This is a genomic window from Sphingobacterium sp. MYb382 (assembly GCF_037572665.1).
Lineage (GTDB): Bacteria > Bacteroidota > Bacteroidia > Sphingobacteriales > Sphingobacteriaceae > Sphingobacterium.
This window is the reverse complement of record NZ_JBBGZT010000028.1, coordinates 79,311-106,146: the sequence shown is the minus strand read 5'-3', so window position 1 is coordinate 106,146 and position 26,836 is coordinate 79,311. Positions and strand designations below refer to the sequence as shown.

The following is a 26,836-nucleotide window of genomic DNA, read 5'->3' as shown; positions in this document are numbered from 1 at the left end:
CTTTTTAGTGAAAGATACATCTACGACAAATAAGACCTTTCCACAAATGGTAGAAAGCTAAAAATAAAAGGTATATTCTAGCTACCATGCAGAAAAACATACTTAAACCGCCAAAACAAAACGATGAACTGCTAAAAGCAATGTTCGAAGCTAACTTTTTGGAGTTCTTATGTTTTATGTACCCAAATGCGAAAAAACGGTTCGATCTAACAAAAGAGATTGAATTCTTAAATAAAGAGCTTCTGGAAATCTCTCCTTATCGAGCTCGAAAAAGAGGTAAGCGCATAGTAGACATACTGGCTAAAATCCGGAAAAAGGAAGAACAGGAAAACTGGATAATAGTGCACACCGAAATTCAAAGCAGCATACAAAAAGACTTAGCATTCCGCCTATTTCAATACCACTACCGACTTATAGACCGCTACAGAAGCCCTATAGAGACCATAGCCTTCTTTATAGGGGCAAAACATGAGCAAGGACCAACAAGCTACAAAGGAGTAAATTTAAAGACCAAAATCTACTTTCATTATCCAAGCTATCATATTTTCGATCACCATGAAAAGGACCTTCTTGCTATGAATAACATTTTCGGCTTGATAATACTCACGTGTCAAAAAGCAACAATGGAAGGAAAAGTTAGCGATGAAGACCTCGGAAAGGAAAGGCTCCTAATAGCGAAAGAAGCTATTCGTCGAAACTACCCATACGATAACACGTTAAAGTTCCTCATCTTTCTGAAGAACTTTTTGTATATTGATGTTCAAGAGATTGACAATATTTTCAACAAACAATTATTTCAATGGACAGGAGGTTCAATTAATATGGATGTACTAGAAGTAATAAAAAAACAGGAAAGAGAAAAAGGAAAACTTGAAGGACTACAAGAAGGAAAACTTAAAGGACTGCAAGAAGGGAAACTTAAAGGACTGCAGGAAGGGAAACTTAAAGGACTGCAAGAAGGAAAACTTAAAGGACTGCAGGAAGGGAAACTTAAAGGACTGCAGGAAGGGAAACATACATCAATGCTTTCTATTGCCGCTGAAATGAAAAAAGAAGGTTTTCCTATCGATAAAATTGAACAATTCACTAAACTATCGATTACTGAAATTCAAAAGATTTAAATTAAAAAATCTTAATTAGTTAACTACCGAAACCATCTCCAATCACTTCAATAATCAGGAGGTTCAATTAATATGGATGTACTAGAAGTAATAAAAAAACAGGAAAGAGAAAAAGGGAAACTTGAAGGACTGCAAGAAGGAAAACTTGAAGGACTGCAGGAAGGGAAACTTAAAGGACTGCAAGAAGGAAAACTTGAAGGACTGCAGGAAGGGAAACTTAAAGGACTGCAAGAAGGAAAACTTGAAGGACTGCAGGAAGGGAAACACATATCAATGCTTTCTATTGCCGCTGAAATGAAAAAAGAAGGTTTTCCTATCGATAAAATTGTACAATTCACTAAACTCTCAACTACGGAGATAGAACTAATTTCATCTTAAAACAGCAATAGCCTATTTATTAAAAACAGGCTATTGCTATACTACTATCTTCTATCCGCTAGTTCACCCGGTTTTTGTACAAACCCGGTTCAGGTTTATTCTCCAAATCAATTAAATAACCATTAACAACAGCATATCTAAAATGTGAACCATTGCCCAAGTAGAAATTTGTTAATCCGCCCAATGTTGCTTGCGGTACAGGAATATAACGTTGCTGCGTGTAAACCACTAATGGCAAATTATGTAGACGATCCATACTAACATCTTTCACCTGAATGGCAATATATCCTTGCTTCAACAATTTCCATGCTTGATCAAAGCTTAATTGAGCGACGGAATCCAATGGCTTAGGGTATACCTTTCCTTGAATAAACGTCAGCCCCTTCGCATCCAACTCATCATAACCATAGGACTCATCCAAGTCACCAATATCTTCAATACGGCCACGAACAAAGTAATCGCCTCCTACCGTAACCTCGGATCGACGGATAGCTAAATCACTCGTCAAAGCAACAGCATCAGTACCTAGATCGACATTACGTAAAACTACATCATGCAACTGCGAAGCGTTGAATGGTATTTGTTCGTAATCTTTAGCATCATACTGCTTATAGCGTTCTTGTGCAATATCCAAAAGGCTCGATAAGATCATTGCGAAGTTCAACTTACGAATTACCTGCTTCTCTACATCTCCTTTCATACCTCCCGATTCAATCAGTACCGTACTTGCACCCCAGCCCTGGAAATTATCACCAAACCCTCTTGCTGTATGTGTGTCATCATACTTAGCTACGGCATTAGGTATATACCCTTGTAAAAGCTTATTCATACCTACAATGAGCTGCATGGCACCTTCACGTACATCATTAATGTCACGAGCATCATTATATGCCGGAGCAAGCATAGATATACTCACTGGATTTTTTGTTCCCGGCACATTGTAATAAATATTTTGATCATGTAGATTGAAAGCATAACGCGGCTTTATTTCCTTTGCCATCTTTCGCAGTAACGATCCTTCAACCGTCTGCCCGTCTCGCGCATCTCTATTTAAATCAATGTACTGCGCATTTCTACGCATATAACGATCAGCACCGTCAGGATTAAGCATTGGAATAAAATGCAAGTCCAGTTGACTATGAATTAACTGACGTGCAGCATCAAAATCATCACCTTTAGCGGTCAAAAAGTTAAAGAGATCAAATAATGCCATCGTTGCAGTAGGCTCATCACCATGCATCTGTGACCATAGCATCACTACTTTTTTACCTGCTCCATAATGCAACTTATAAATTGCGCGTTGCTCCACCGACTTACCAATCAATTCGACATCAAGCGCACCTTTTTTACGGTGATTTTGGATTAATGAATCAACATCACTATGCTTAAAACGACGATGAAACAAAGCAGGTTCTCTATACTGATCGAAAGCAGCATTCAGCTGCGCTGTATCTAAAGTTATCATATTCGCATCTTGCAGGTTTTGTTTTTCATGCTGCTGACAGGCAGTTAAAGAAAACAACAAGGAAAAAATTAATATACCACTTTTCATGTTCACGATCTCATTAAACTAAGGCTTGCTCCAATAGCTGTATTGTCCCCTTCTGTGCATCCATGCGTACCCTAGCACCAACAGGAAGGATAAATTGATTACTTATATGTCCTATTCGCGCTCCGCTATAGGCAGGAATACCTAGTGGTTTAATATAATCAGTTAACACATTTTGCAAAGACAAGGAGCCATATCCACCACTTGGTTTACAATCTGTGCAATGTCCAAAAATAAAACCTTTAATACGAGATAAGATACCGGCATTCTTGAGCTGACAAAACATACGGTCCACGCGTTCAATTCCCTCCTCTACTTCCTCCACAAAGAGAATAGCATCCTTAAAATCAGGTAAAAAATCAGAACCACATAAACCTGCTATGAGCGTTAAATTTCCTCCAATTAATCGGCCTTCGACCACCCCTTCGTGCAGCGTCTGGATTCTATTATCATACATAATCAAGTTATCCCCTTTGTCTGTAGGATTTTGATACTGCTGGAGTTTGTTATCAAAAAACTGCTCACCAAAGGCTGCAGCCAGCTTATTAGTCCAAGTACTTGTACCCACCGCGCCATGAAAGCCTATCAGACCTGCCTTCGTATAAAAAGCAAGTAATAAAGCCGTCACATCACTATAACCGAGCAATACTTTCGGATTGTTAGCGATGAGATTATAATCTAACCGATCTAACAAACGAGAAGCCCCCGTACCACCACGAATACATACAATCCCCTTCACCTCTGGGTCAGAAAACATGGCATGAATATCAGCAATACGCTGATCGTCCGTTCCCGCCAAATCACCATAGCGAGCGCGTATATTTTGAGCTTCTTTAACTTTAAAGCCTAACGTTTCGAAAACCTCTTTCGTTTTTTGAATAGCTTCTTCATCTGCTAAAGCACTTGAGGGGGTTATAATCCCTAAGGTATCCCCTTTCTTTAAAGCTGTAGCCTTCAATACTTGTTTACCTTGACTTTCCGCAGAGGAAGTTGCTGCAGTAGCTGCCGATGGGCTAATTGTGATTGCGGCCGCCGCCAGTCCCATCGTCTTTAAGAAACTCCGTTTATCCATAGACCTAACGATTAAACAACAAGCGGTGTCCTGTTCCTACCTCCACAATTTTACCGTCCGTGAAAGCCAAATTACCCGAAACAATAGTATGCGCGATAGAAGCAGAGAACTCGTGCCCTTCAAAAGGCGACCAACCACATTTCGATAAGATATTTTCCTTTTCTACACGATAAGGTTTATTCAAGTCGACCAATACTAAATCTGCCCAGTATCCTTCACGAATAAAACCACGGTGTTCAACTTGGAAAAGTATAGCCGTATTATGTGCTGACTTTTGTACCAGCTGCTCTAATGTTAATTTCCCTTGCTTCACCATGTCTAGCAATACTTGCAATGCATGCTGTACCAAAGGACCTCCAGAAGGAGCTTGCAAATAATTCTGCTGTTTCTCTGCTAAGGTGTGTGGAGCATGGTCAGTAGCAATCACATCGATATGTCCATCTAAGAGTGCTTTTAAAATTCCATTCCTATCTTTTGCTGTTTTTACGGCAGGGTTCCATTTGATAAAATTGCCCTTTTCAGCATAATCTGCATCCGAGAACCACAAATGGTGAACGCAAGCCTCGGCAGTAATTTTTTTCTCTTCTAGCGGTATTTTATTATCAAAAAGCTCAGTTTCTTTTGCGGTTGAAATATGAAGCACATGCAAGCGTGCCTGATGCTTTTTAGCCAATTCCACAGCTTTAGAAGAAGATAAGTAGCAGGCTTCTTCAGAGCGAATTAAAGGATGCATAGTAGCATCTAAATTCTCTTCACCATACTTCTCTTTGAAGGCAGCTAAATTTGCTTGTACCGTTTCCTCATCTTCACAGTGCACCGCAATTAAAGTTGGCGCTTGCGAAAAAATTTGCTCCAAGGTCTCCGCATTATCTACTAACATATTACCCGTAGAGGAACCCATAAAAATTTTAATACCACAAACATCACGTGGATTAGTTTTTAAGACCTCTGCAATATTATCATTGGCAGCTCCCATAAAAAAGGAATAATTAGCCAAAGAGCTATCCGCTGCAATATCGAATTTATCTTGCAGCAATTTCTGCGTCAATGTATTCGGCACCGTATTGGGCATTTCCATAAAGGAAGTCGTACCTCCCGCCACAGCCGCACGGCTTTCGTGCCATATATCAGCCTTGTGTGTCAATCCAGGTTCTCTAAAATGCACTTGATCATCAATAAGCCCTGGCAACAAGTGTAGGCCTTCAGCATCGATAACTTGATCTGCCGGATGATCAATCTTCTCGGCAATCATTTCTATACGACCATGATTGATATATATGTCTGCTTTAATGGTTTTTCCTTCGTTTACGATTTGAGCGGATTTAATAAGGATAGATGGCATGTTTATTTCATTTTATGATAAACAAATATAGAAAATCTAAATGTAAAGCGGCGGCTTTAAAACATACACAAACAAGCATAACGATGTCTTAGCAAATCATTTACTTTCTTTTTACAATACAGATTAACGCAATCGATTGTTTTCTTTAACCCGTCGTTACGAAAAAAGCAAGATATCAACCTCTTTGTTATATAATTTTAAATTGGGGGCCGAAAAAAAAGTGACTCATATCATTTAAGCTTAAAGCACATTTAAGGACACCCATATAAAAACAAGCTACAAGCAGGGCTCACAAAAAACTAATAAACAACAGGTTAACATAAAAAATAAGACAAAAAAGAAAAAGCTCGCAATCGGGCGACTACGAGCTTCTCTATTAACCAATTATAAACTTAAATTATGAGACTGCAAATATACGGTTTCCCGTAATATTCCAAAATTTTTTTAGCATATTTTTGCGCATTTCATTTATCTATCGACTTCACCAAGCACAATATCTATAGATCCAAGGATAGCAATCAAATCGGCAATCAACTGTCCACGTCCTAATTCAGGCAACACCGACAAATTATTAAAGCTTGGTCCTCTTGCTTTTACACGTTTTGGAATATCCGTTTTCTCCTGTGTAACGAAGTAAAAACCAAGCTCTCCTTTTGGGTTCTCAGCACGAATGTAATAATCTTGTGATTTTAAATTTACCTTCTTCGGAACGAGTCCACGAGGATCAAAATCGGGTGTTCTTTTAAAATCGGACAGTAAACGTTCCAAACATTGCTCAATAATCTTCACGGATTCCTTCACTTCATCCACACGCACCTTATAACGATCCCAGCAATCGCCCAACTCGCCCATCTCCCCTTTTCCGACAGGAATCTCAAAATCGAGCTCTGGATAAACAGAATATCCGTCTACGCGGCGTAAATCCCATTTAACTCCTGAAGCACGCAGCAGAGGTCCACTACAGCCATAATTTATCGCCACGTCTGCTGGCAAGGCACCAATACCCGCCGTACGGGATATAAAAATCTGGTTGTTAGAAAGAAGGTCGTCTAGCTCAACCAACTTGGGTTTAAAGTACTTCACAAACTCTTGACAGCGCTCCTCGAAGCCTACTGGCAAATCATAAAATAAACCGCCAATCCATATATAATTATACAACATTCGCGATCCTGAAGCCCATTCCAACATATTCATAATATGCTCACGGTCACGGAAACACCACATAAACGGCGTAAAGGCACCAATATCAATACCGTATGTTCCTATGGCAATCAGATGGGAGGCTATACGATTTAGTTCACAAACCAAAACACGTATATATTCAACACGTTTTGGTATCGCCCCTTCAATCCCCAACATACGCTCCACCCCCATGACAAAAGCATGGCTATTATTCATGGACGCCAGATAATCTAAGCGGTCTGTAAATGGGATAGACTTTGTGTAGTTCATGGACTCCGCATGCTTATCAAAACATCGGTGTAGGTAGCCCATATGCGGAATAACCTCTTTCACAAGCTCTCCATCGGTGATAAGCTCCAAGCGCAATACACCATGTGTTGAAGGATGCTGAGGGCCCATGTTGATGACCATTTCCTGCGGCTTTATTTCCGCTATTTTTTTATGATAGTTCTGTAAACCTTCGTTATATTTCGACATCTACCCTTTATTTAATCGCAATACCATGATACATTTCACTTTCCTGATAATCTTTACGCAGCGGAAAACCGTCCCAATCATCAGGCAATAAGATGCGTCGCATATCCGGATGTCCAGTAAAGAAAATCCCCATCAAATCGAAAGCTTCCCGTTCATGCCAATCGGCGGTACGCCATACGGCCGCTACAGAAGGTAATTCAGGTAGCTGATCTGCATCACGCTCATGCTCTAGGTGAACCTTCAAAACTATTTGTGTTTGATAAGGAATAGAGGCGATATGATAAACAAGGGTAAAACGATTTTCAGGATAATAATCAACTGCCGTAATATTAGACAAGAAGTCAAAATAAAAACCTTCCGTATCACGCAACAAAAAGGCAATAGCCTCTAGGTAATTTTTATTCACAATCAGCGCAGGCTGCAATCCTGTTTCTTCGACGGAAACCAGTGCTTCTTCGCTTAATTTATCAATGATTAGTTTCTGTATATTTTCAAGCATATATTAGGGTGCTATTCGATACAATTTCCAGGCTCCAGCCTCTAATTCATAAACTAGTCTATCATGCAGACGGCTACGACGACCTTGCCAAAATTCCATATAAATAGGCTCGACAAGATATCCGCCCCAATGTGCAGGTCTTGGTATCACCTCTTGGTCTTTGTAGGTCGCTTCCAGCTCTTCTACCGCATGCTCCAAAATTTCCCGATTAGCAATCACGCTGCTTTGTGGCGATGCGTGTGCTCCAATTTTACTTGCGCGCGGTCGCGAGGCAAAATACTCATCGGAGTCTGCTACCGGCAGTTTTTTCACCAATCCTTCAATACGTACTTGACGTTGAAGCTCGGGCCAAAAAAACAAAAGACTGACCTTATCATCAGCGGCAAGCTCTTCGGCTTTCTTACTTTCATAGTTGGTAAAAAAACTAAAGCCAGTAGGCTTAATATCTTTTAAAAGAACAATACGAGAGGAAGGAAAGCCATTATGACTATGCGAAGCCAAAGTCATGGCGTTAGGTTCCATCACTTGGGCGGTAAGCGCCTCGTCAAACCACTTCTGAAACTGCGCGATTGGTGTAGCTAATACATCTTGTTCATCAAGTCTATATTTGCTATAATCTTCACGTATCGCTGCTATATCTTTTTGTACAATAGCCATGTCGTTGTATCTTGATTTAGCTACAAACTTAATCAAAAGGCCTGAAATAAAAGGGTCATAATAATTTAAAATATTGTGTTTTTAATCATTTTTTACGTATATTTTGATTCGTTTTTAGACTGATAACACTATTTATGTTTAGCGCATTTAACCCAAAAAAAGGAAGTCTACTGTTATCCGAGCCCTTCATGCTCGATAGCCACTTTCAGCGATCTGTTGTTTTACTTTGCGAGCATCATCCAGAGGATGGCAGCATGGGCTTCGTATTGAACAACCGATCAAATTTAGTCCTCTCCGACCTACTGCCAGATATGGAGGATGTCAATTTCCCAGTATACATCGGTGGCCCCGTGGAGGTAGAATCCTTATATTTCATCCATAACCTAGGTGACCAAATTCCACACTCCGTACATCTGTTGGATGATGTATATATTGGAGGAGATTTTGAACAGGCTCTTTTCCTGATTAAGGAAGGTATCGTCAAGAACGAACAGATTAAATTTTTCATCGGCTATGCCGGTTGGTCGCCCAACCAGTTGCAAGAGGAAATAGAACAGAATAGCTGGGCTGTACATAACAAGTTTCCTTCAGAAATTGTGTTTCTTAGTGATGGTGAGGATTTATGGAAGCAAGCATTGATTAGCTTGGGGCCGAAGTATGCGCATGTGGCACATTTTCCACAGCGCCCTGACTTAAATTAAGGGAGCAGCTTTCAGACAGCCAAACGACATTTATTTTTTCAAAATAGATTAACTTTACCCCATGAGTATATTGAACACAAAATTTAATACGGTGCATGATACGGCTCCGTTTTCCAAAATAAAAATTAACGATTACCTACCGGCTTTCGAGCAGGCCATCCAAGAGACTCGCAAAGAGATTGACGCTATTGCCCAAAATACTGAAAAACCAAGTTTTAGCAATACGGTAGAAGCACTAGCCTTCTCTGGCATGGAGCTGGATCGCGTTTCAACTATTTTCTTCAACCTACATTCGGCAGAAACAAATGAAGAGATGGATCGTATTGCACAAGAGGTAGCGCCTAAGCTATCTGAATTGGCAAACGACATCACCCTCAACTTAGCGTTATTTGAACGCATAAAAGAGGTATATACCTAAAAAGAAAACTTAGAATTGACGGCAGAGCAACAAACGCTACTGGAAAAATCATATAAAGACTTCACTAGAAATGGCGCGTTATTATCTGATGAAGCAAAGGAGGAGCTCCGTAAGATTGATGCAGCCTTGGCTGTTGTGAAGTTGAAATTTGGTGAAAATGTATTGGCTGAAACACAAGCCTACCAACTGCATCTAACTGATGCTGCTGACCTGAGCGGATTACCTGAAGGTACCATTGAAGCAGCGCATGACCTGGCAAAGAGCCTTGACAAAGAGGGTTGGATATTTACATTAGACTACCCTAGCTATATTCCCTTTGTTACCTATGCTGATAAGCGTGAGCTGCGCAAAGAAATTGCTTTGGCCGCAGGCCGAAAAGCCTTTCAAGCCAATGAACATAATAACGAAAAAAATGTACTAGAGATTGTTAATCTACGTCACCAACGCGCCCAGCTGTTAGGATACAGCAGTCATGCCAATTTTATTTTGGAAGAGCGTATGGCACAGCGTCCAGAAAAAGTAAATGCTTTCTTACAGGATTTACTAGACAAAGCAAAGCCTGCAGCGTTAAAAGAGTTTCAAGAACTGCAAGATTTCGCTAAAAAATTAGATGGTATTGAGCAACTAGAGAAATGGGATTCCGCTTATTATGCAGAGAAGTTAAAACAACAAAAGTTTGACTTAGATGATGAAAAGCTAAAACCTTACTTCAATCTTGCCTATGTATTGGCAGGTGCTTTTGATGTTGCCAAACAACTATATGGGCTTAGCTTCACAGAAGTTGACACGATTGATAAATACCATGAAGATGTACAAACCTTCGAAGTACGCGATGAAAACGATGCATTTGTAGCTATTTTCTATGCAGACTTCTTTCCACGTAAGGGGAAACGCAATGGTGCTTGGATGACTTCTTACAAACCACAATACTGGAAGGACGGTCAAGAAGAACGTCCACATGTATCTATCGTGTGTAATTTCACAAAGCCTACTGCTTCGCGTCCTTCCTTGCTAACCTTTAATGAGGTAACGACATTATTCCACGAATTTGGACATGCCCTTCATGGCATTCTTGCTGACACCACCTACCCTACGTTATCGGGCACATCTGTATTTTGGGATTTTGTGGAGCTACCAAGTCAGATTATGGAAAACTGGTGCTACGAAGAGGCCTGCTTGGCGAACTTTGCGAAGCACTACGAGACTGCGGAGGTTATTCCGATGGCTTTAGTAGACAAGATTAAAGAATCAGCATCCTTCCAAGAAGGGATGGCTACACTACGCCAAATCAGTTTCGGTCTTTTAGACATGGGCTGGCATGGTGCCAATCCTTCCCTTATTGAAAAAGTCAAAGACTTTGAACGCACACAATTTGCGTCCACAAGTCTATACCCAGATGTTGCCGACAATGCGATGAGTACATCCTTCTCGCACATCTTTGATGGCGGATACTCTTCGGGCTATTACAGCTACAAATGGGCTGAGGTTCTCGATGCCGACGCCTTCGACTTCTTCAAGCAAGAAGGTATATTCAACCGAGCGATTGGCGAAAAGTTCAAAACCAATATTTTAGCAAAAGGAGGAACTGAACATCCGATGGTACTATACAAAAGATTCAGAGGACAAGAACCACGCGTAGAACCGCTATTGAAACGCGCTGGCCTTCTTTAAAAAACAACACACTGATAAGCAAAAAATGAATTAAATAAGATAATTTATCCGCTTATCAGTGTGTTAAATACATTTTTCTGCAGCAAGAAAAAAAAGTAAATAAAAATTTTCTTTTAAAAACAATCATCAGTAACTTTAAGGATAATAAATTAAACAATTACAAATAACAACCTTATGAGTCAACTAGATGAAAAAATTGCGGCATACGCTGCAGAGGCAAAAAAATTAAATTTATCAATCGATGAAAAATTGTTAGCGTCCGTGACTAAAGGTCTCGGTCCTTCTATCTACAAGGCTGATGCAGAGGTTGTCTCTGGTGGAGATCAAGCCGAATTAGACCTTGTGAAGAACAATTTTTTAATCAAAAAATTAGGCTTAGCAGATAGTCCAGCTTTAGATGAAGCGATTCATGAGGTGGTAGATAAACTTGGCAAGTCTAATAAGCATAAGTACAGAGCAATTTTTTACACCCTCCTGGTTGAAAAATTCAAAAAACAAAGCGTTTACGCTTAACATAAAAAGGCAGGTTAACCCGATTAACCTGCCTTTTTAAATTTATAATGCACCGGCATGTCAAGCTTTCATTAAACTTTTTAAAGCTTAGCGCATAAAAACAGTACAGTCACCAAGAAACACTTTGGTATTAACAGAATTTTCTCAAAAATTTTTGAGAAGCACTGCAAGAAACCATTACCTTTGAGCTCATATTATTTCTTCATGAACAAAGCACTTATTTCCTTAGCTTTTGGCGGCTTAGCCATTGGTATGACGGAATTTACCATGATGGGTATCCTTCCTGATATTGCCAAAGATATTCAAGTCGACATTCCAACAGCAAGTAATCTTATTGCCCTTTACGCTTTAGGCGTCGTTGTTGGTGCACCTTTATTGGTAGCTTTTACCTCTAAATATTCACCAAAAAAAGTATTACTCTTTTTAATGCTTTTGTTTTTCATCTTCAACGGTCTGTTTGCCTTTGCCCCTAACCAGGCATTACTTTTTATTTCCCGTTTTGTGTCGGGACTTCCGCATGGAGCCTTCTTTGGTGTAGGTTCTGTTGTTGCCGCGAAATTGGCGAAGCCAGGCAAAGAGGCTCAAGCAATATCGATGATGTTCACCGGGATGACAATAGCCAATCTTGCGGGTGTTCCACTAGGCACCTATATCGGTCATCACTACGACTGGCGAATTACCTATACATTTATTAGCCTACTTGGGTTATTGACCTTTGTAACGATTTACTTATGGATGCCTAATTTCCCGGCCAATAAAGACAATAATATCAAACAACAGATTAGTTATTTCACCCGCTGGGATGCATGGCTTATGGTTGCTGTCATTTCTATTGGTACCGGCGGATTGTTCGCGTGGATGTCTTATATAGCCCCTTTGGTAACCAACGAGTCGGGTATCTCTCCCGACCGTGTTCCATTTATCATGATTCTAATTGGTCTGGGCATGTTCTTCGGAAATATTCTCGGCGGAAAATTAGCAGACACGATATCGCCCTCAAAAGCTGCAATTACAAGCTTCACGGCTATGGCTATCTGTTTAGTGGTTGTATTTTTCACAGCTCATATTCATGAATTAGCTTATCCAATGGCTTTTATTACTGGACTGGTATCTTTCACTATTGGGTCGCCATTGCAAATGATGTTAATCAATAATGCAAAAGGTGCTGAAACCTTCGCTGCTTCTGCAGGTCAAGCCAGCTTTAATATAGGAAATACATTAGGTGCTTATTTAGGAGCTATTCCGATTACTTTAGGTTACACCTATAACTACCCTTCACTTATTGGGGTGGGGATGGCGAGTACAGGCGCAATTTTAGCGTACATCTTTTTGGTAAAAGTAGTACGTGCAAAAATGAATACCTAAGCTTAAGGCTTAGGTATTTGTTTTATTTCCCAAGCAACAACCATACGGCTCATCATGCTGTAGCGCTCTAAACCTTCGGGTTGGTTGTTATGCTGTAGATAACCACTATATAAGAATCCAAAAAGGTCATTTATCCATCCTGTGTAGTGCCTCCAGTAGTCGCGTTCCCCTTTTAAATCGGCTTTCACCTCTTCAGATAATCGACTATAATATTATTTATACAAAGACTCATCTTGTGCAGCCAACGTTCGTAATAGGTATTGCACCGTTTCATAACTAGCGGCATAGCGATACCAGGGGTCTTTATGACCTTGTAGCTTTAGAAAAGCAATGAAATTACACTCATCTTCAAAGCCAATTCCCATCTGATGTGTTAGCTCATGGACAACGGTAAAAGGATAGCCCGGCAAGGGCATATTCTCGTTTACCTGTACCTCTTGGGTAAAGGGATTAAAATAGCCCGATACCGCAAAATAGGAAACCAAATGACTACTTAAAGGAGACTTCGCTTTCACTTGCGTTGTCGACAATATAGGTTGCAATCTCGTGTCCGTTTTCATTAGGTCCTCGAGTTCTTTCTTTGCACGGCCTCGCCCATCCTCCGAAGGAGAAAACTGGATACGCAGGTCGTTGCAACGTTGAATATGCTTATCCAAAACCTGCAAATAATCTTCCTTTTTCAATCCTTTAAGGTCTAGCCCCATCTGCTGGTAGAGCGGCTCTCGATAATAATTGAGGCCCCAGCTCATATAGAAAAAAATATACAGCAACAGGATCGAACAGCTAAGCTTGAGAAAACGAAGCAGTGCATGTCGCCATGCTTTTCGAAACAAGCTCACTATCGTTTGCACGAGTAGGTAAACAATAAAAATAACGGCTGCAGGATAAAATAAATCCCCCACACTGAATGGAATCCAGCTTAATAAAAGTTTAGGTAAATAACTATAGGCTGGTAAAAACAAACGACTATAGCCCTTCTCAATGAACGCTGGGTAGGATTGAAACCAGCCCATCAGTAAACAAAGAAAAATACCAAGTCCTATTGCAATGGCATAGGCTTGGCATCTTTTCTTCAGTTTAGCGCTCGTGTTAACTCTCTTGGTCAAAATAGAGCTTATAATATTGTTTTCCTTTTTCCTCATCGAACCCTGTTTCTAGGTATTCACGCTTACCATGAATATAGATATGGAAGTTTTTATCGAGCTTAATTACCGTTTTATAGGCTGAAGCCATTTTCTTTACAGCAGAGTCTGCGATATCAAAATTCGTTTGAAAAGGGCTATCAAATTCCTCTTCAAAAGACTGCTTATACTCCTTAAATAAAGACGCTGCTTGTGGATTCGCAATCACCTCTTCTTCAAACTCCTGTTCATCGAATGTTTCCTTCGTCTTGAAGTACTCCATTGATCTGTTTAGGAGGTCAATTTTATCTGCTTTCTCGAGCTCAAAGCTTTCATCCAACTTCTCGTTAACAAAGTTTTTATATACCTTCAAAAGGTTTCCTGTTTGTTGGAAATTATCATTACGCGGACGTATCTTCAGAAAATCATCCTTCCAATAGATAGCTTCCGACTGGTTCGTCTGATCGACCACCAATACCTTATAGCCTTCTTCTTCTTCAATATTTACAATCACAACGCCTTTATCAAGCTTGTTGATGTTAATAGCTTCCTCTTCATAGTCCACTTGAAAACCACCCGTATTTGGATAAACTTTCAAGTAAGCTTCTTTATTTTCAGATTTAAAAATGCCGATAGCTTTATGGTCTTCACCTTCCATCTGCACATTATCTAAAGCCACGATATAAACCTCACCAGCTTTAATTTTAGGATGGTCAGATACCTCATAGAGATGCTTAGCTAGCTGCTCTGAGAGGTATTGAAATTCTATCTTATCCTCGAAATATTGCTTTACGAAGTAGTAAACCTCGTTTAGCTGTAAGTCATCGTTGGGATGATAAAAGCGGTATACCTCTTTCGCTTTGCTAAAAGGTTGCATAAAATACTGCATCAGCAATTGAGGCAATACCTCATCGCCCGAAAGGTCGACAGGCGCATCGGATAAAACATAAAATTCATCTTGCGACTTATTGCCGACACGGTGAATAGCTAGGGACTCAAATGTTGCGTCTTGGTGAAAAAACATAAGGGGTAATTACTGTTATTTATTGTTTGCCAACGACCAAAATACTAATAATTTGAAACAATCGGCGCGGAAATTTTCTTAAGATAAGCCATAAAGCTTAAGGGCAGTAGCGAAGGTCGCGACATGGGCATCCACAATATCCTGAATATCCACCGAATAGCCTCCTCCCATGCTTACCTGCACCGGAACGCCCTCTTGTTTACAAAAAGTGAATACCAATTCATCACGCCTACGGCAACCATCGGCCGTCATCGACAAGCGGCCAAGCTTATCGGATGCTAACACATCTACTCCTGCTTGATAAAATACAAAATCAGGCTGAACAAAAGCAAAAAGATAGGTAAGCTTCTCTTCTAGAAGGGCTAAATAAGCCTCATCCTCCATCCCATCAGGCAAGTCTACATCCAAAAAAGAAGGCTCTTTGACGTAGGGATAGTTTTTTTCGGCATGCATAGAAAAGGTAAAAACATGGGTGCTTTCTGCAAAAATATGTGCAGTACCATTGCCTTGATGTACATCCAAATCAATGATTAATATTTTATGTGCTAATCCTTGTTGTACTAAGAAGCTTGCAGCAACAGCCTGATCATTAAGTAGGCAAAAGCCCTCTCCAAAATCGTAACCCGCATGATGGGTGCCGCCGGCTATATTAAAAGCAAGCCCTTGACGTAAGGCAGATAAACTCCCTTGAATTGTGCCATCAACGAGGTAAAGCTCCCTATCTATCAACTCCTGCGTTAACGGAAAGCCTATTCGGCGTACCATCTTAGGAGATAAGCTTAAATCTAGCAGCTGGTTTACATAGTCGGATTGATGCGCTAGGTAGAGCCATTGTCGATCAACCAATTTAGGCTCGACAAAATTAGTCTCCTCAACCAGCCCTTTAGCCAACAAAGCATCATGAATACCGATATACTTCGCCATCGGAAAGCGATGTCCTTCACGCACAGGGTGCACATAGGCGGAATGATAGGCGATTTGTAGCAAGCTAAATTTCTTTACTACGAAGGTACTAAATCGACGATTGTCATAAAACTGATTTTTATAAAACTATATTTTTCCTATCTTCGGAAACAACGATTAATCAATAAGCCATGGAAGAAAACCAGAGTCTCCCCATTTTGAATGCTGAAGAATTACGTGTATTAGGTTCTTTGCTTGAAAAATCAAAGACTACGCCTGAATATTATCCGATGACCTTAAACAGCCTACAGACGGCCTGCAACCAGAAAACTTCGCGCAGACCTGTTGTTGCTTATGAGGAAAATACCATTATACAAGCCTTAGACAGTTTACGCAAGCGCGGTCTTATTTCGACTGTCGTCGGAGGTGGAAGCCGTGTTACTAAATACAAACATAACTTAGCGATTCAATATCCACTCTTGCCACAAGATTTGGCAGCCTTATGTTTATTAATTTTACGCGGCCCACTAACAAGCGGAGAGATAAATTCGAACTCCGGCCGTTTATTCGATTTTGAGAGCCTTGATGAGGTACAGGAAGTGTTAAACAGGCTTCAGGAGCAAGAGCCCGCTTACGTTAAGCTCTTAGCAAAACGTCCAGGACAAAAAGAGGCTCGTTTTGTACATCTACTAGGCGAAGTAAATGAAGAAGATTACGACTTTGCATCGACCGCCTCGGACCCTGCTTCAAACACTAAAATTCAGGCTTTAGAAAGCCGCGTTGAAAGCCTTGAGGAACAATTAGCACGTCTACGAGAAGAGTTTGATAAACTAATGGAGCAATTAAGCTAGTAGCTCCAGAAATAGCTAATCATACTTAAATAATCCTTCCGTTGGATCAATAAGTTTTGCCTATTGCATGCTGATTAATTCAACGGAAGGAAATATGATTATTAGCCAATCTAAAGCCCGAGAAACCTTACTCTATATGGAGAAGGAGGCATTTATTTTTTGAATAGCACCTAGACTTTCTCAATTTCCACCCCTCAAAGTAGCCTAAGCGCTACATATTTATGTATTAATAGTATAGAATATTGCACCTTAAAAACAAGGCACGCATTTTGTGTAGTTCTTATCACTAATAATTATAAAATATGAAAAGAACCCCACTAACAACGTTTGTGCTCCTGGCTGTTATTGCCTTCATCATGATATTCGCAACAACTTGCTCGGGCTTAGCCTAAGGCTTCATAAAAGTAAAACCAGAGAAGAGCAAAACTTCTCGAGAAATATCCTTTCTATGGATTTAGGATTCTCTTTACCTTTTTTTTTCATAGAAACTGTAAGCAAAGTACGTTCTCACCTATGACGACTTTCGGCTAACGAAAGCTAAAACCTATCGTTTACTTCCCCCTATCCATTTTAATAAAAACTCACTAACAACAAGAATACAGTGAGATAATTCTCTAGGTGATATCCGATTAAATACCAATTTTTATATAATCAGTACCAATATTGCACGGACAACTCCAATTCCACTATTTCATCCCCGAAAATAGTTCTGGCGTTGTGATTTATATTATTTCTATACACTTAACCAATATCATCTCGCCCTTCAAACCCTAAATACACACCTCATGCAAAAAAGAAATAAACAGTTGACCATAGAGCACCTTAAAAAGACTGCGCTAACCATTATAAAAAAAGAAGGAATCAAAGAGCTTCGTGTTAATCGTTTAGAAAAAGAATCGGGAATGAGCAAAAGGCTTGTTTATGATTACTTTGGGAGTATTGAAAACCTCTTAAAGATTGTTCTCAAAGAGAATGACCCCTGGCAGCCTTATGCCATCCTATTTGAAAAAATTAAACTGAATCATAAGATTACACATGGTAAAGAACTCGCTACGATTTTGCTAAAAAAACAGCTATCCGGTCTTCTACAAGATCGCGTTATGCAGGAAATAAACTTACTAGCACTCACAAACCAAGAGAGTGAAACATTAAAAAAGTTATCACAAGGTCGCAATGAACTAGTCGAAAAATTATTTAGCTTATCTACCGAGCGTTTTGAAAATACAACGATAGATTTTCCCGTCATTTTCGCTCTATTAACGGCAGGAATAAACTACCTTATTCTTTACCAAAATAAACAAGAAGAATCTTTATTTGGGATAGATTTACACGATGAAAATAGCTTCCAAAAACTGCACAACAGCATTGAACAAATAATGAGTTTGATTTACAAAGAAGCCAATGTACAACAGGGAAAACCAGCTAGAATTTAACTGCTGCCCTTAGCATAAATTAGTAAAATTCGCTCCCCTAATCCCATACTTTTGAAATTTCAACAGCTTGTTAAATAGTACATCTATAAATACAGGTTACATAGAGACATACCTCCAATAAAACCATTAGGAGCATTTTTTTCTATAATTTATTTATGATAGTTTTTGTTGGTAATTGTCCACAGACGGACAAGACTGTTCGATAACGAACAGTAGAAAACCACAAAAAAAAACAACAAAGACCTAATAAACAACATATTAAAAAATTGGCCTTGCAATTGTAAATCAATTTCAGTGTTTTACAAGTCAACCTTTATTAAGCATGTGGAAGTTTATTATTAAAAATAGCACAAGGCATCTTTTACGAAACAAGTTGTTTACAGCACTCAATATATTGGGCCTGACCATCGGTATTAGTGCCTGCTGGGTTATTTATAAATACACCAGCTATGAGCTTAGTTACGAGTCGGGCATGCCTGAGGCGAAAAACACCTATCGTCTAGTCTCTCAGTTTGGAGAATCAGGTAAGGAAAACTTTAACGGAGGCCTTTCCAGACCGATTTTCTTTTCTATGCGCGAAAACACCAATGGTTTAACGCGTGTAACACCTGTTTATCAAGCCTATTTTCAGTCTGTTCGTATTAAAAATGAAGAAAAACAGGGGGCCAAGTTCAAAGAAGTAGAATTAGACAAACAAAAGATAATACGTACAGACTCATCCTATTTTGAAATGTTGTCTTACGATTGGTTGGCTGGCAACAAAAAATCGGCACTTGAACACCCCAACCAAGTTGTTTTAAATGAAAGTAGAGCGAAGATCTATTTTCCCAACTTAAGCAATGAGGATATTATTGGTCAAAACATCAGTTATATTAGTCAAAATAAAGATACGCTAAATATGACCGTATCTGGTGTTGTAGCGTCGCTCAATTATAATACGGAATTTGATGGTGAAGAGTTTATTTTACTTCAAAAGACAGAAAAGGATAATGACTTAGCACAGTGGACCAATACTAATGGTTCTGACCGCGTTTATTTTCAAGCTAAAGATGCTACCTCAGCAGCCCATGTACTTAAGCAAGTACAAGATATGGTGCAAGAAAAATGGTTATTGTTTAAACAAGATCGCAAGCCAACGTTTTCGTACAACCGCGTCATCCAATTATTACCTTTAAAAGAATCTCATTTTGCAACCTATCTACAAGAAAACACACCAGCTAAAACAAGTAAATCTGTTATTTATGGTCTTATCGGTGTGGGCATCTTTTTATTATTGCTAGCGTGCATCAACTATGTCAACTTAACTACGGCACAGCTGCCACAACGCAACAAGGAGATAGGCATTCGTAAAACATTAGGTAGCGGGAGCCATTACTTGATTGCACAGATGATACTTGAAACAGCCCTTATTGTACTGACGGCTTTAATCCTGTCATTCTTTGTTAGCAAGCTGTTTATTGGTGTTTTAGGGGACTTACTGAGCGCTGAAGCATTGGCCTATAGCAACACAACGACCTTTACGCTATTCTTAACGTTCATCCTGTCGACAACGCTATTAATTTCGGGTGTCTACCCTGCATGGATGATTACCAAAGTGAATGCCATTGATATCTTCCGCAATAAAGGACAGGTACAGATTGGCAAAAACAAGCTAAACTTTCGCAAAGGGTTAATCGTCTTCCAGTTTATCATTGCTCAACTTTTTATTATAGGCAGTATTATTATCGGTCAGCAGTTAAGCTATGTCCTTCATAAGGATATGGGCTTCGACAAGGATGCTGTAATTATCAGCAACATTCCTTTCAAGCTATATCAAATGGAGAATTTCCATACGAAGAAGCAAACTTTAGCCGAGGAAATTCGCAAAATACCAGGTGTTCAGCAAGTGAGTCTAGGTACCAGACCGTTAACGAACGGTTACTCATCGTCTCTATACGATTACAAACCGGCAGATGGCACAGAGCCGACTTCAGTAATCACTTATCTAAAAAATATTGACACACAATACATTAGTCTGTACAACTTAGAATTAGTCGCTGGTACAAATTTGACACCTTCGGATACGGTAAACGGTCTTGTAGTCAATGAAAGCGCGGTAAAAGCCTTTGGTTTTTCCTCCAATGTAGAAGCTTTGGGCAAACGTATCGGTCAGGAGCCTAACCTATATCCCATTGTAGGCGTAGTTAAAGATTTTCACCAACGTGACTTCTACAATTCGATAGATCCAATGGCTTTAGGTAGCAATATGGAATCAGCGAATAACTATAATATCAAACTGGAAGCAACGCAACAACAAAAATGGCCCGAGATCATCAAAAAAATTGAACAGAAATGGGCAAACTTCTTTCCTATCGACCAATTCGAATATACTTTCTACGATGAGAGCATCGCTTCTTTATATAAAAAGGAACAACAACTACACACACTGACCAATATGAGTACCGCCATAGCTATTTTCATAAGTTGCCTTGGCCTCTTTGGATTAGCGACCATTACGGCATTTCAGCGCAGTAAAGAGATTGGAATACGTAAGGTATTAGGCGCTTCAATAACGAGTATTGTGGGCATGCTGTCCAAAGATTTTGTAAAGATGGTATTTATAGCCTTGCTTGTTGCAGCCCCTATTGTATGGTGGTTCAGTCATAACTGGCTAGCGGACTTTACTTATCGCATCGAAATATCTTGGTTACCATTTGCCGCTGGTGGACTCGTTGCCTGCTTTGCCGCTCTACTTACAGTGAGTTACCAAGCCATTAAAGCTGCCAAAACAAATCCCGTAGATAGCCTACGCGACGAATAAAAGATATCCTCAATCTAACCAAACCTGCAATCCGGTCTTCCCACAGAAGATCGGATTTTTTATGCACAAGTGTTTTTAAATTTCAGAATCTTCGTTAATCGGAGTTACACTTCAACCATAATAGCATATGGTTATCATCGACGGCTAAGAATGTATTATTCTTTCTGAAGAACACGATAATATTAGATGCAAAGCGCTGATTCCATGAAAGGCATCTTAAATTCCTTGACTCTCAACTAAAGTTAAAAGTTAGCCTGCTATCCTTCACTAAGAAGAATAAGCAGGCTTTATTATTGAGGAAATAATAAGCTATTAAGATTTTGTTTTAAACCAGTTTTGTTCTAGTATTTTCACCATCGTTGTTACTTTCGCGACATGAAAAATCTTAGCATAGTAGTTCGGAATTTCGGTCACCTTTACTATTGTGAATCCTTCTTTTTTATACGCCTGGAAAGCAGGTTCATTATCATCCGCAACATCAAGTTCCAGATAAGTCATTCCCTTCTGAAGGGCGATTTTTTCAGCTTCATTTAGCAAAAGACGTACATAACCTTTACCACGATGACCTTCTTTTATAGCTACAGCATCAATATAAAGGTGCTTATCCGGAAAGCTACGATAGAAAAATAAACGCCAACGGCAGTAGCGTAGTAAACCATTCAAATAGCCATATTTTTGGAGCATGACGCTTAATTTCACCTGAAGCATAGGGCTTTTTAATAGGCTGAATCCCGTAATCCCGATCAATTCATTATCGTTCATAATCAAAGCCAAAACTTGATCGCTATTGACCATGGCAGGGAAAAGAGACACAATATCTGCCTTTGAACCAAAGAAGTAACTACATTTACTTTCAAAAGCTGCAGCATACAGCTCAGCTGCTTCATGACATTGCGCTGGCGCTAATCGATTGTGAATCTTTAATTTTAACATTTCATGTTCTTTATTTACTCTTCTGTACGAGAAAAGTCTATTTAAGCTTATATTTTTTGATCATTTACCCAAGGAGACGGCTAACCGCTCTGTATTAGCGCCTCGCCCTTTTTGACATTTGTTTATTTCGACCTGCTGGCAATGCGTCTTCATCTTCCGCCGTAGGCGTAAAAATCTCTTTCTTAGACTTCCCTAGACTCCAATTGAGGCTAAATTTAACCTGTCTGCTGTCCCATTTTGAAAGCATATAGGTAGACTCTGCCGTGTTGGATAAAACTTGTGCGCGAAACTTGCTCCAGTAGAACGCATCGGTCAGGGCTACACTCATCGTTAGCCTATCATTAAGCATTTTCTTACTTACGCCTAAGCTGACTTCTGATGTAGGCTTATAGCGAAAATTAGCATATATACCACCGCTCTCATACCACGCGGTGAGCTCAACGGAGAACCGCTTCGGCAGTTTGAAGGAATTATATGAAAGTGCTCCAAAACTATTAGCACGTTCTTTAAAATTTTGATTGCCGAGCTGCGCATTAAACTGGGAGTTGTACAGATAAAAGCTCTGGTAATTTTCCCACCAATCAATCCCAGGTATGGGGAAGGAAAGCGACGCTTCCCATTGATGCTGCGTCCCTGTATTGAGCATCGTGTAGGTAGATTTCGCTCCATCCAGCATAAGGTAGGTGGAGTTGATTGGGTTCTTGATAGCGCTATATCCCAGATTTAGGTCGATAAATTGAAAAAACTGCTGGTTCAACGCCAGGCTACTCGAGAACTGTGGCTTTAAATTAGGATTTCCTTGCTGCGTGGTGTACACATCGATGTAACGTATCGATGGATTCAATTTATCGTAGTCAGGCCGTTCAATACGGCGACTATACGCTAAAGACAAAGCGTAGCTGTCACTCACTTTATAACCTAGCAATGCATTCGGAAACAATGAAAAATAATCCTGCTGTATAGACTTTTCTTCATCTACCACATCACCCTTCACTCGAGTATACTCCCCACGAAGGCCTGCTTCCATGGTCCAAGCCCCCTTCTTAATAGCTGATGACACATAAGCTGCATGCACTGACTCGTGGTAGTTGAACCTATTGTTTCGCAAAAGATCTAGTTGCCACTTTTCAGCAATTCTATGCTCACTAACTTGGCTAGTCTGAATATCCGTTAGCGTAGTTTTGAGGCCAGCTTCAAATTTCCCAATTTTCTCATCGTCATTCATGAGCTCTTGCTGGTAATCGGCTTTAAAAACCTTTCGATCAACAGTCGATGGATATAGGTTACGGTAGCGGCTATTCCCGATTGCAGCCCCTGAAGCATTACTTTTTGTGATGGTATAATCCTCGAAGCCGTCTCCCTTAAGTTTATTAAACTGGGCGGATGCGATGAGGTTAGCTCTTTCATTGAACATATGCTTATACTTCATTCCATAGTCGAGGTTTCTTAGGTTATTACGTAAAAAGTTGGTCTGTTGCAACAGGGAGTCTTGTTTTTCTCCCGTTCCGAAACGTGTTACCGTATAGCCATCTGTGGGATTCCTTAAATCATTAAATGATAGATTTATGCCTAAGCTGTTTTTCTCGTTTAGCTGATAATCTGTTGAAAGCTTCAGAAGATGAGATTTTGAACGGTTGGGATTTTTTTGTAGCTGGCTCATATAAAAATCGCTACCTCCTATCTTTGCACCACTAGCTCCCATCGGCTGTCGTCGAAAAGTACTATCGCGGTCATTACTTTTCTCATAGTCGTGTGCATACATCATACTATGATTCCATTTCTCGGATCCATAGCGTAAATCTATACTCTGGCTGTGATTATAAAAGCTCCCCTTACTTATCGATGTATTTAAAGAACCATTAAATCCCTGCTTAACCTTCTTTTTAAACACCAAATTAATAACGCCGCCTGTCCCAGCAGCATCCATACTTGCAGGAGCATTATCCATCACTTCAATAGCTTGTAAGGTTGTTCCTGGCGTACCTTTAAGTACATTCTTTAACTGACTGCTACTCATCTCCACAGGCTCACCATCAATCATCACCGTCACACCTGATTTCCCTTTTATGCGTATGTCGCCATCTTTATTGACATTAACTCCGGGTAAGCTTTTGAGAAGCTCAAAAGCAGATTGGCTTTGCGCTAAATTGCTCTGTTCTACATTTAACACTGCTTTTCCAGCTGTCATCGTTATCGTTTGTTGCTTCTTAGCTTTAATGCTGATAGCCTCCAAAAGCTGTGTTTCTGGAAAGAGCTGAAACGATAGCATGCCCAGAACAGTGCTCCCTACTTCAACTTGTTTTACGTCCATTTTATAGGTAATGAAGGCTGCACTAAGTACATATTTCCCTTGTTTAATATTCATCAAAGCGAATGTGCCAAGGGAATCCGTTTGGGTATACAGGTATACTTTTCCCTGCTCGACATCCATTAACGTAAGTGTAGCACCGGCCAACGGCTGATTTTGTTCATCGACAACCCTACCACGAATTTGTTGTTGAGCCGACAGGTAGCTGCTCAATAAAAGAAATAAAAAACTATAGATATAACGCATGTACTTTTTATAAATCATTAATACTGCGACAAAAGTATAGATCTATAAAAAGGCATTGATTAACAAACAAACTCAACTTGCTAAAATGACCCGTCAATCGTTTACTCCTACCCCCGAAATGAATGAAAGCCATTATACATTTTCGGCTATCACCAAAAAGGCTTAGGATTAATAAGTGCTAACTCAGCACCTATTTTGGAGAGTTCAAGTGATTAACACTCCACATAAGGCAACGAATCGTGTAACTTTATGTCCCATATAAGAAAACGCTATATCTTTGTTTATATAAAATGCGTACAGCATGATTTTTAAAAAGGCATATTACCCCTTCTTTAATCTACAGAACTACAAATTGGGGATCACCTTATTTGTGACTATCGCTTTGATTATCTCCATGCTGGTGATTAATCCAATCAGTGAGTCGTATCAAGTGTTAGATCCAGAATGGAGCTGGTATTTTTTAGCCGAATTATGTTGGTTTGTCGCTATTGCATTCGCTATTACGCAAATTTCGATTTGGCTATCCAACTATTTAGATAAACGGCTGCCTTGGGAAAAACAAACCTTAAAAAGGCTAAGCATACAACTATTCTTACAGTTCATTGGCATTCTTATCGCTCTGAGTATCCTTTGGTTTGTGATTTCCTTTGGTCCGCCAGATATTGAGTATAGCGATGAAGAAGAGTGGGTCGGCTACCGACAAACTATATTTATTGGTTTTCTGCTGTCCCTGATGGTTACGGCCATTCATGTAGGAAACCATCTCCTGCTCAATTGGAAAAATTCTATACTAGAAGCAGCCGAGCTTAAACAAGCAAGCTTACAGGCACAGCTGCAATCGCTCAAGCTACAGTTAGACCCTCATTTTATGTTTAACAATTTCAGCACCCTTTCTAGTCTTATCGATGAAAACCCTAAGGATGCACAACTCTTTCTAGACAGACTGTCGGAAGTGCATCGCTATATGCTCATCAACCTAGATAAACATCTGATTCCGTTAAAGGCAGAACTTGATTTTGTTGAAGCCTTTAACTATTTAATACAGATACGTTTTTCGGAGAATCTACATATCGAGGTTACTATTCCAGAGACATTATATACGGAACATATTCCGCCAACCACCTTACAACTACTAATAGAGAATGCCATAAAGCATAATATTGCGTCGCGCAAGCAGCCGCTCTATATAAAAATATATGCCGAAGGCGGCTATGTTTATGTGGTAAATAATCTCCAAAAACTACCATCCCCATTACATTCTTCAAAAATAGGCTTGAAGAATATTATAAATCGTTATAAACTACTTGCAGAAGAGCTTCCTGAGGTCATCGCCACGCCCTATGATTTCAAGGTTAAAATCCCGTTAATCTCTTAAATCACATTTTATGAAGGTTCTGATTATAGAAGACGAAGTACTTAATGCCAAAAGACTCCTTGCTATGCTTAGCGAAATTGACCCATCGATTGAAGTGTTGGCACGCTTAGAAGGAGTCGATGAAAGCATTGATTGGCTAAAAAACAACATGCATCCAGATGTCATATTTACGGATGTACGCCTTACAGATGGCTTATGTTTTGACATCTTCGCTGTCATAAAGCCAAGCTGTCCATTAATCTTTACAACTGCTTTTGATGAATATGCTCTTCGTGCATTTCAAGTAAATAGCATCGATTACTTACTTAAGCCTATCAAAAAAGAAGAATTAGAAAAAAGCATCACTAAACTTCGGCACACGAAGCAGACATCACAGCTAGAGCATATACTTGCGGATATGGCAAACATCCTGCGCCAGCAGAAAAAAACATACAGAACTCGTTTTTTGATTCCGCATAGTGATACCTTCTACACCATACTTACACAGGAAGTAGCCTATTTTTACACAGAATTTCGAATCTGCAGAGCTGTTATGCCTAATGGTGACCAGCATATCCTTCCTTTTACCATGGAAGAATTGGAAGAGCAGCTTGACCCGACGGTCTTTTTTAGGGTGAGCAGGCAATATTTAATAAACAGCAGCTCCATTAGTTGTATCAACAATTACTTTAATGGAAAATTGCATATCGTTGTAAAACCTGCGTCAACAGAAAAAATCATTATTAGTCGCGATAGATCAAAAATCTTTAAGCAATGGTTAGACCGATAAATATAGAAGTGCAGGAAAAACAAGTGACAATTTCTAAAAAAACACAATAAAAGAACATATAAATACTTAAAACCCTATTTATATTAAAAAAACCTAGCTAACAAAAGGTCAATAACTTAACGTTAGGA

Annotated in this window: 22 protein-coding genes and 1 pseudogene; 12 read left to right on the top strand and 11 right to left on the bottom strand. The window is 39.6% G+C overall.

Features of this window, described 5'->3' with window-relative positions; genetic code table 11:
* Window positions 1-86 precede the first annotated feature (86 nt).
* Together WH223_RS14860 and WH223_RS14855 are read left to right on the top strand one after the other, a co-directional pair.
* Window positions 87-1,121, top strand: a complete 1,035-nt coding sequence (locus tag WH223_RS14860; RefSeq protein WP_340048538.1) for a hypothetical protein — start codon at window positions 87-89, stop codon at window positions 1,119-1,121.
* Between the two features lie 72 nt (window positions 1,122-1,193).
* Window positions 1,194-1,499 carry a hypothetical protein gene (locus tag WH223_RS14855; protein WP_340048537.1) on the top strand — a complete coding sequence of 102 codons (306 nt, stop codon included), beginning with the start codon at window positions 1,194-1,196 and terminating at the stop codon, window positions 1,497-1,499.
* Between the two features lie 58 nt (window positions 1,500-1,557).
* On the opposite strand, the gene WH223_RS14850 is transcribed toward WH223_RS14855, so the two are convergent.
* The 6 genes from WH223_RS14850 to pdxH form a co-directional block, all read right to left on the bottom strand.
* Complete coding sequence (locus WH223_RS14850; RefSeq protein WP_340048536.1) at window positions 1,558-3,051, bottom strand: M14 family zinc carboxypeptidase; 1,494 nt, start codon at window positions 3,049-3,051, stop codon at window positions 1,558-1,560.
* Window positions 3,052-3,064: 13 nt separating this feature from the next.
* On the bottom strand, window positions 3,065-4,120 hold the full coding sequence (locus WH223_RS14845) for a S66 peptidase family protein (RefSeq protein WP_340048535.1): 1,056 nt from the start codon (window positions 4,118-4,120) through the stop codon (window positions 3,065-3,067).
* Between the two features lie 4 nt (window positions 4,121-4,124).
* Window positions 4,125-5,462 (bottom strand): dihydroorotase, encoded by a 1,338-nt coding sequence (locus WH223_RS14840; RefSeq protein WP_340048534.1) that lies wholly within the window; start codon window positions 5,460-5,462, stop codon window positions 4,125-4,127.
* Between the two features lie 468 nt (window positions 5,463-5,930).
* Window positions 5,931-7,121 carry an NADH-quinone oxidoreductase subunit D gene (locus WH223_RS14835; RefSeq protein WP_340048533.1) on the bottom strand — a complete coding sequence of 397 codons (1,191 nt, stop codon included), beginning with the start codon at window positions 7,119-7,121 and terminating at the stop codon, window positions 5,931-5,933.
* Window positions 7,122-7,128: 7 nt separating this feature from the next.
* Window positions 7,129-7,620, bottom strand: a complete 492-nt coding sequence (locus WH223_RS14830) for an NADH-quinone oxidoreductase subunit C (RefSeq protein ID WP_340048532.1) — start codon at window positions 7,618-7,620, stop codon at window positions 7,129-7,131.
* Between the two features lie 3 nt (window positions 7,621-7,623).
* Complete coding sequence (gene pdxH, locus WH223_RS14825) at window positions 7,624-8,277, bottom strand: pyridoxamine 5'-phosphate oxidase (protein WP_340048531.1); 654 nt, start codon at window positions 8,275-8,277, stop codon at window positions 7,624-7,626.
* 134 nt (window positions 8,278-8,411) lie between these two features.
* Here pdxH and WH223_RS14820 point away from each other — a divergent pair, with 134 nt between their 5' ends.
* The 5 genes from WH223_RS14820 to WH223_RS14800 all read left to right on the top strand — a co-directional run bounded on the left by WH223_RS14820 (window position 8,412) and on the right by WH223_RS14800 (window position 12,945).
* On the top strand, window positions 8,412-8,978 hold the full coding sequence (locus tag WH223_RS14820; RefSeq protein WP_340048530.1) for a YqgE/AlgH family protein: 567 nt from the start codon (window positions 8,412-8,414) through the stop codon (window positions 8,976-8,978).
* 61 nt (window positions 8,979-9,039) lie between these two features.
* Window positions 9,040-9,396 carry a hypothetical protein gene (locus WH223_RS14815; protein WP_340048529.1) on the top strand — a complete coding sequence of 119 codons (357 nt, stop codon included), beginning with the start codon at window positions 9,040-9,042 and terminating at the stop codon, window positions 9,394-9,396.
* Between the two features lie 15 nt (window positions 9,397-9,411).
* A complete protein-coding gene (locus tag WH223_RS14810; RefSeq protein ID WP_340048528.1) occupies window positions 9,412-11,067 on the top strand; it encodes a M3 family metallopeptidase in 1,656 nt (551 codons plus the stop codon).
* Between the two features lie 174 nt (window positions 11,068-11,241).
* Window positions 11,242-11,580: a DUF2853 family protein gene (locus tag WH223_RS14805; protein WP_340048527.1), complete on the top strand. Its 339-nt coding sequence runs from the start codon at window positions 11,242-11,244 to the stop codon at window positions 11,578-11,580.
* Window positions 11,581-11,784: 204 nt separating this feature from the next.
* Complete coding sequence (locus WH223_RS14800) at window positions 11,785-12,945, top strand: MFS transporter (RefSeq protein ID WP_340048526.1); 1,161 nt, start codon at window positions 11,785-11,787, stop codon at window positions 12,943-12,945.
* A 2-nt stretch (window positions 12,946-12,947) separates the two neighbouring features.
* Here the strand turns inward: WH223_RS14800 and WH223_RS14795 are convergent.
* From WH223_RS14795 to WH223_RS14785, 3 genes and pseudogenes are all read right to left on the bottom strand, one after another.
* Window positions 12,948-13,958 (bottom strand): annotated as a pseudogene (locus WH223_RS14795) (DUF3810 domain-containing protein).
* 76 nt (window positions 13,959-14,034) lie between these two features.
* The gene (locus tag WH223_RS14790) at window positions 14,035-15,090 is read right to left on the bottom strand and encodes a nucleoid-associated protein (RefSeq protein WP_340048525.1); all 1,056 of its coding nucleotides are present in this window, start codon (window positions 15,088-15,090) and stop codon (window positions 14,035-14,037) included.
* A 78-nt stretch (window positions 15,091-15,168) separates the two neighbouring features.
* Entirely contained in the window at window positions 15,169-16,077 is a 909-nt protein-coding gene (locus tag WH223_RS14785; RefSeq protein WP_340048524.1) for a histone deacetylase family protein, read from the bottom strand.
* Window positions 16,078-16,184: 107 nt separating this feature from the next.
* On the opposite strand from WH223_RS14785, the gene WH223_RS14780 reads away from it, so the two are divergent.
* The 3 genes from WH223_RS14780 (at window position 16,185) to WH223_RS14770 (ending at window position 21,077) form a co-directional block, all read left to right on the top strand.
* A complete protein-coding gene (locus tag WH223_RS14780; RefSeq protein WP_340048523.1) occupies window positions 16,185-16,844 on the top strand; it encodes a YceH family protein in 660 nt (219 codons plus the stop codon).
* A gap of 785 nt (window positions 16,845-17,629) precedes the next feature.
* Window positions 17,630-18,277 (top strand): TetR/AcrR family transcriptional regulator, encoded by a 648-nt coding sequence (locus tag WH223_RS14775; RefSeq protein ID WP_340048522.1) that lies wholly within the window; start codon window positions 17,630-17,632, stop codon window positions 18,275-18,277.
* Window positions 18,278-18,599: 322 nt separating this feature from the next.
* A complete protein-coding gene (locus WH223_RS14770; RefSeq protein ID WP_340048521.1) occupies window positions 18,600-21,077 on the top strand; it encodes an ABC transporter permease in 2,478 nt (825 codons plus the stop codon).
* A gap of 312 nt (window positions 21,078-21,389) precedes the next feature.
* Here WH223_RS14770 and WH223_RS14765 read toward each other — a convergent pair whose 3' ends face one another.
* Both WH223_RS14765 and WH223_RS14760 read right to left on the bottom strand, forming a co-directional pair.
* A complete protein-coding gene (locus WH223_RS14765) occupies window positions 21,390-22,010 on the bottom strand; it encodes a GNAT family N-acetyltransferase (RefSeq protein ID WP_340048520.1) in 621 nt (206 codons plus the stop codon).
* A 94-nt stretch (window positions 22,011-22,104) separates the two neighbouring features.
* Window positions 22,105-24,582, bottom strand: a complete 2,478-nt coding sequence (locus WH223_RS14760) for an outer membrane beta-barrel family protein (RefSeq protein WP_340048519.1) — start codon at window positions 24,580-24,582, stop codon at window positions 22,105-22,107.
* A gap of 283 nt (window positions 24,583-24,865) precedes the next feature.
* On the opposite strand from WH223_RS14760, the gene WH223_RS14755 reads away from it, so the two are divergent.
* Window positions 24,866-25,939, top strand: coding sequence for a sensor histidine kinase (locus tag WH223_RS14755; RefSeq protein ID WP_340048518.1), 1,074 nt, complete (start codon window positions 24,866-24,868; stop codon window positions 25,937-25,939).
* Window positions 25,940-25,949: 10 nt separating this feature from the next.
* Entirely contained in the window at window positions 25,950-26,708 is a 759-nt protein-coding gene (locus tag WH223_RS14750; protein WP_340048517.1) for a LytR/AlgR family response regulator transcription factor, read from the top strand.
* The last annotated feature ends 128 nt before the right edge of the window (window positions 26,709-26,836 follow it).

What these genes read in the sequence shown, in the direction of transcription:
- WH223_RS14860 (WP_340048538.1), top strand. Translation starts at nt 87, where the DNA reads ATGCAGAAAAACATACTTAAACCGCCAAAACAAAACGATGAACTGCTA.
- WH223_RS14855 (WP_340048537.1), top strand. Translation starts at nt 1,194, where the DNA reads ATGGATGTACTAGAAGTAATAAAAAAACAGGAAAGAGAAAAAGGGAAA.
- WH223_RS14850 (WP_340048536.1), bottom strand. Translation starts at nt 3,051, where the DNA reads ATGAAAAGTGGTATATTAATTTTTTCCTTGTTGTTTTCTTTAACTGCC.
- WH223_RS14845 (WP_340048535.1), bottom strand. Translation starts at nt 4,120, where the DNA reads ATGGATAAACGGAGTTTCTTAAAGACGATGGGACTGGCGGCGGCCGCA.
- WH223_RS14840 (WP_340048534.1), bottom strand. Translation starts at nt 5,462, where the DNA reads ATGCCATCTATCCTTATTAAATCCGCTCAAATCGTAAACGAAGGAAAA.
- WH223_RS14835 (WP_340048533.1), bottom strand. Translation starts at nt 7,121, where the DNA reads ATGTCGAAATATAACGAAGGTTTACAGAACTATCATAAAAAAATAGCG.
- WH223_RS14830 (WP_340048532.1), bottom strand. Translation starts at nt 7,620, where the DNA reads ATGCTTGAAAATATACAGAAACTAATCATTGATAAATTAAGCGAAGAA.
- pdxH (WP_340048531.1), bottom strand. Translation starts at nt 8,277, where the DNA reads ATGGCTATTGTACAAAAAGATATAGCAGCGATACGTGAAGATTATAGC.
- WH223_RS14820 (WP_340048530.1), top strand. Translation starts at nt 8,412, where the DNA reads ATGTTTAGCGCATTTAACCCAAAAAAAGGAAGTCTACTGTTATCCGAG.
- WH223_RS14815 (WP_340048529.1), top strand. Translation starts at nt 9,040, where the DNA reads ATGAGTATATTGAACACAAAATTTAATACGGTGCATGATACGGCTCCG.
- WH223_RS14805 (WP_340048527.1), top strand. Translation starts at nt 11,242, where the DNA reads ATGAGTCAACTAGATGAAAAAATTGCGGCATACGCTGCAGAGGCAAAA.
- WH223_RS14800 (WP_340048526.1), top strand. Translation starts at nt 11,785, where the DNA reads ATGAACAAAGCACTTATTTCCTTAGCTTTTGGCGGCTTAGCCATTGGT.
- WH223_RS14790 (WP_340048525.1), bottom strand. Translation starts at nt 15,090, where the DNA reads ATGTTTTTTCACCAAGACGCAACATTTGAGTCCCTAGCTATTCACCGT.
- WH223_RS14780 (WP_340048523.1), top strand. Translation starts at nt 16,185, where the DNA reads ATGGAAGAAAACCAGAGTCTCCCCATTTTGAATGCTGAAGAATTACGT.
- WH223_RS14775 (WP_340048522.1), top strand. Translation starts at nt 17,630, where the DNA reads ATGCAAAAAAGAAATAAACAGTTGACCATAGAGCACCTTAAAAAGACT.
- WH223_RS14770 (WP_340048521.1), top strand. Translation starts at nt 18,600, where the DNA reads ATGTGGAAGTTTATTATTAAAAATAGCACAAGGCATCTTTTACGAAAC.
- WH223_RS14765 (WP_340048520.1), bottom strand. Translation starts at nt 22,010, where the DNA reads ATGTTAAAATTAAAGATTCACAATCGATTAGCGCCAGCGCAATGTCAT.
- WH223_RS14760 (WP_340048519.1), bottom strand. Translation starts at nt 24,582, where the DNA reads ATGATTTATAAAAAGTACATGCGTTATATCTATAGTTTTTTATTTCTT.
- WH223_RS14755 (WP_340048518.1), top strand. Translation starts at nt 24,866, where the DNA reads ATGATTTTTAAAAAGGCATATTACCCCTTCTTTAATCTACAGAACTAC.
- WH223_RS14750 (WP_340048517.1), top strand. Translation starts at nt 25,950, where the DNA reads ATGAAGGTTCTGATTATAGAAGACGAAGTACTTAATGCCAAAAGACTC.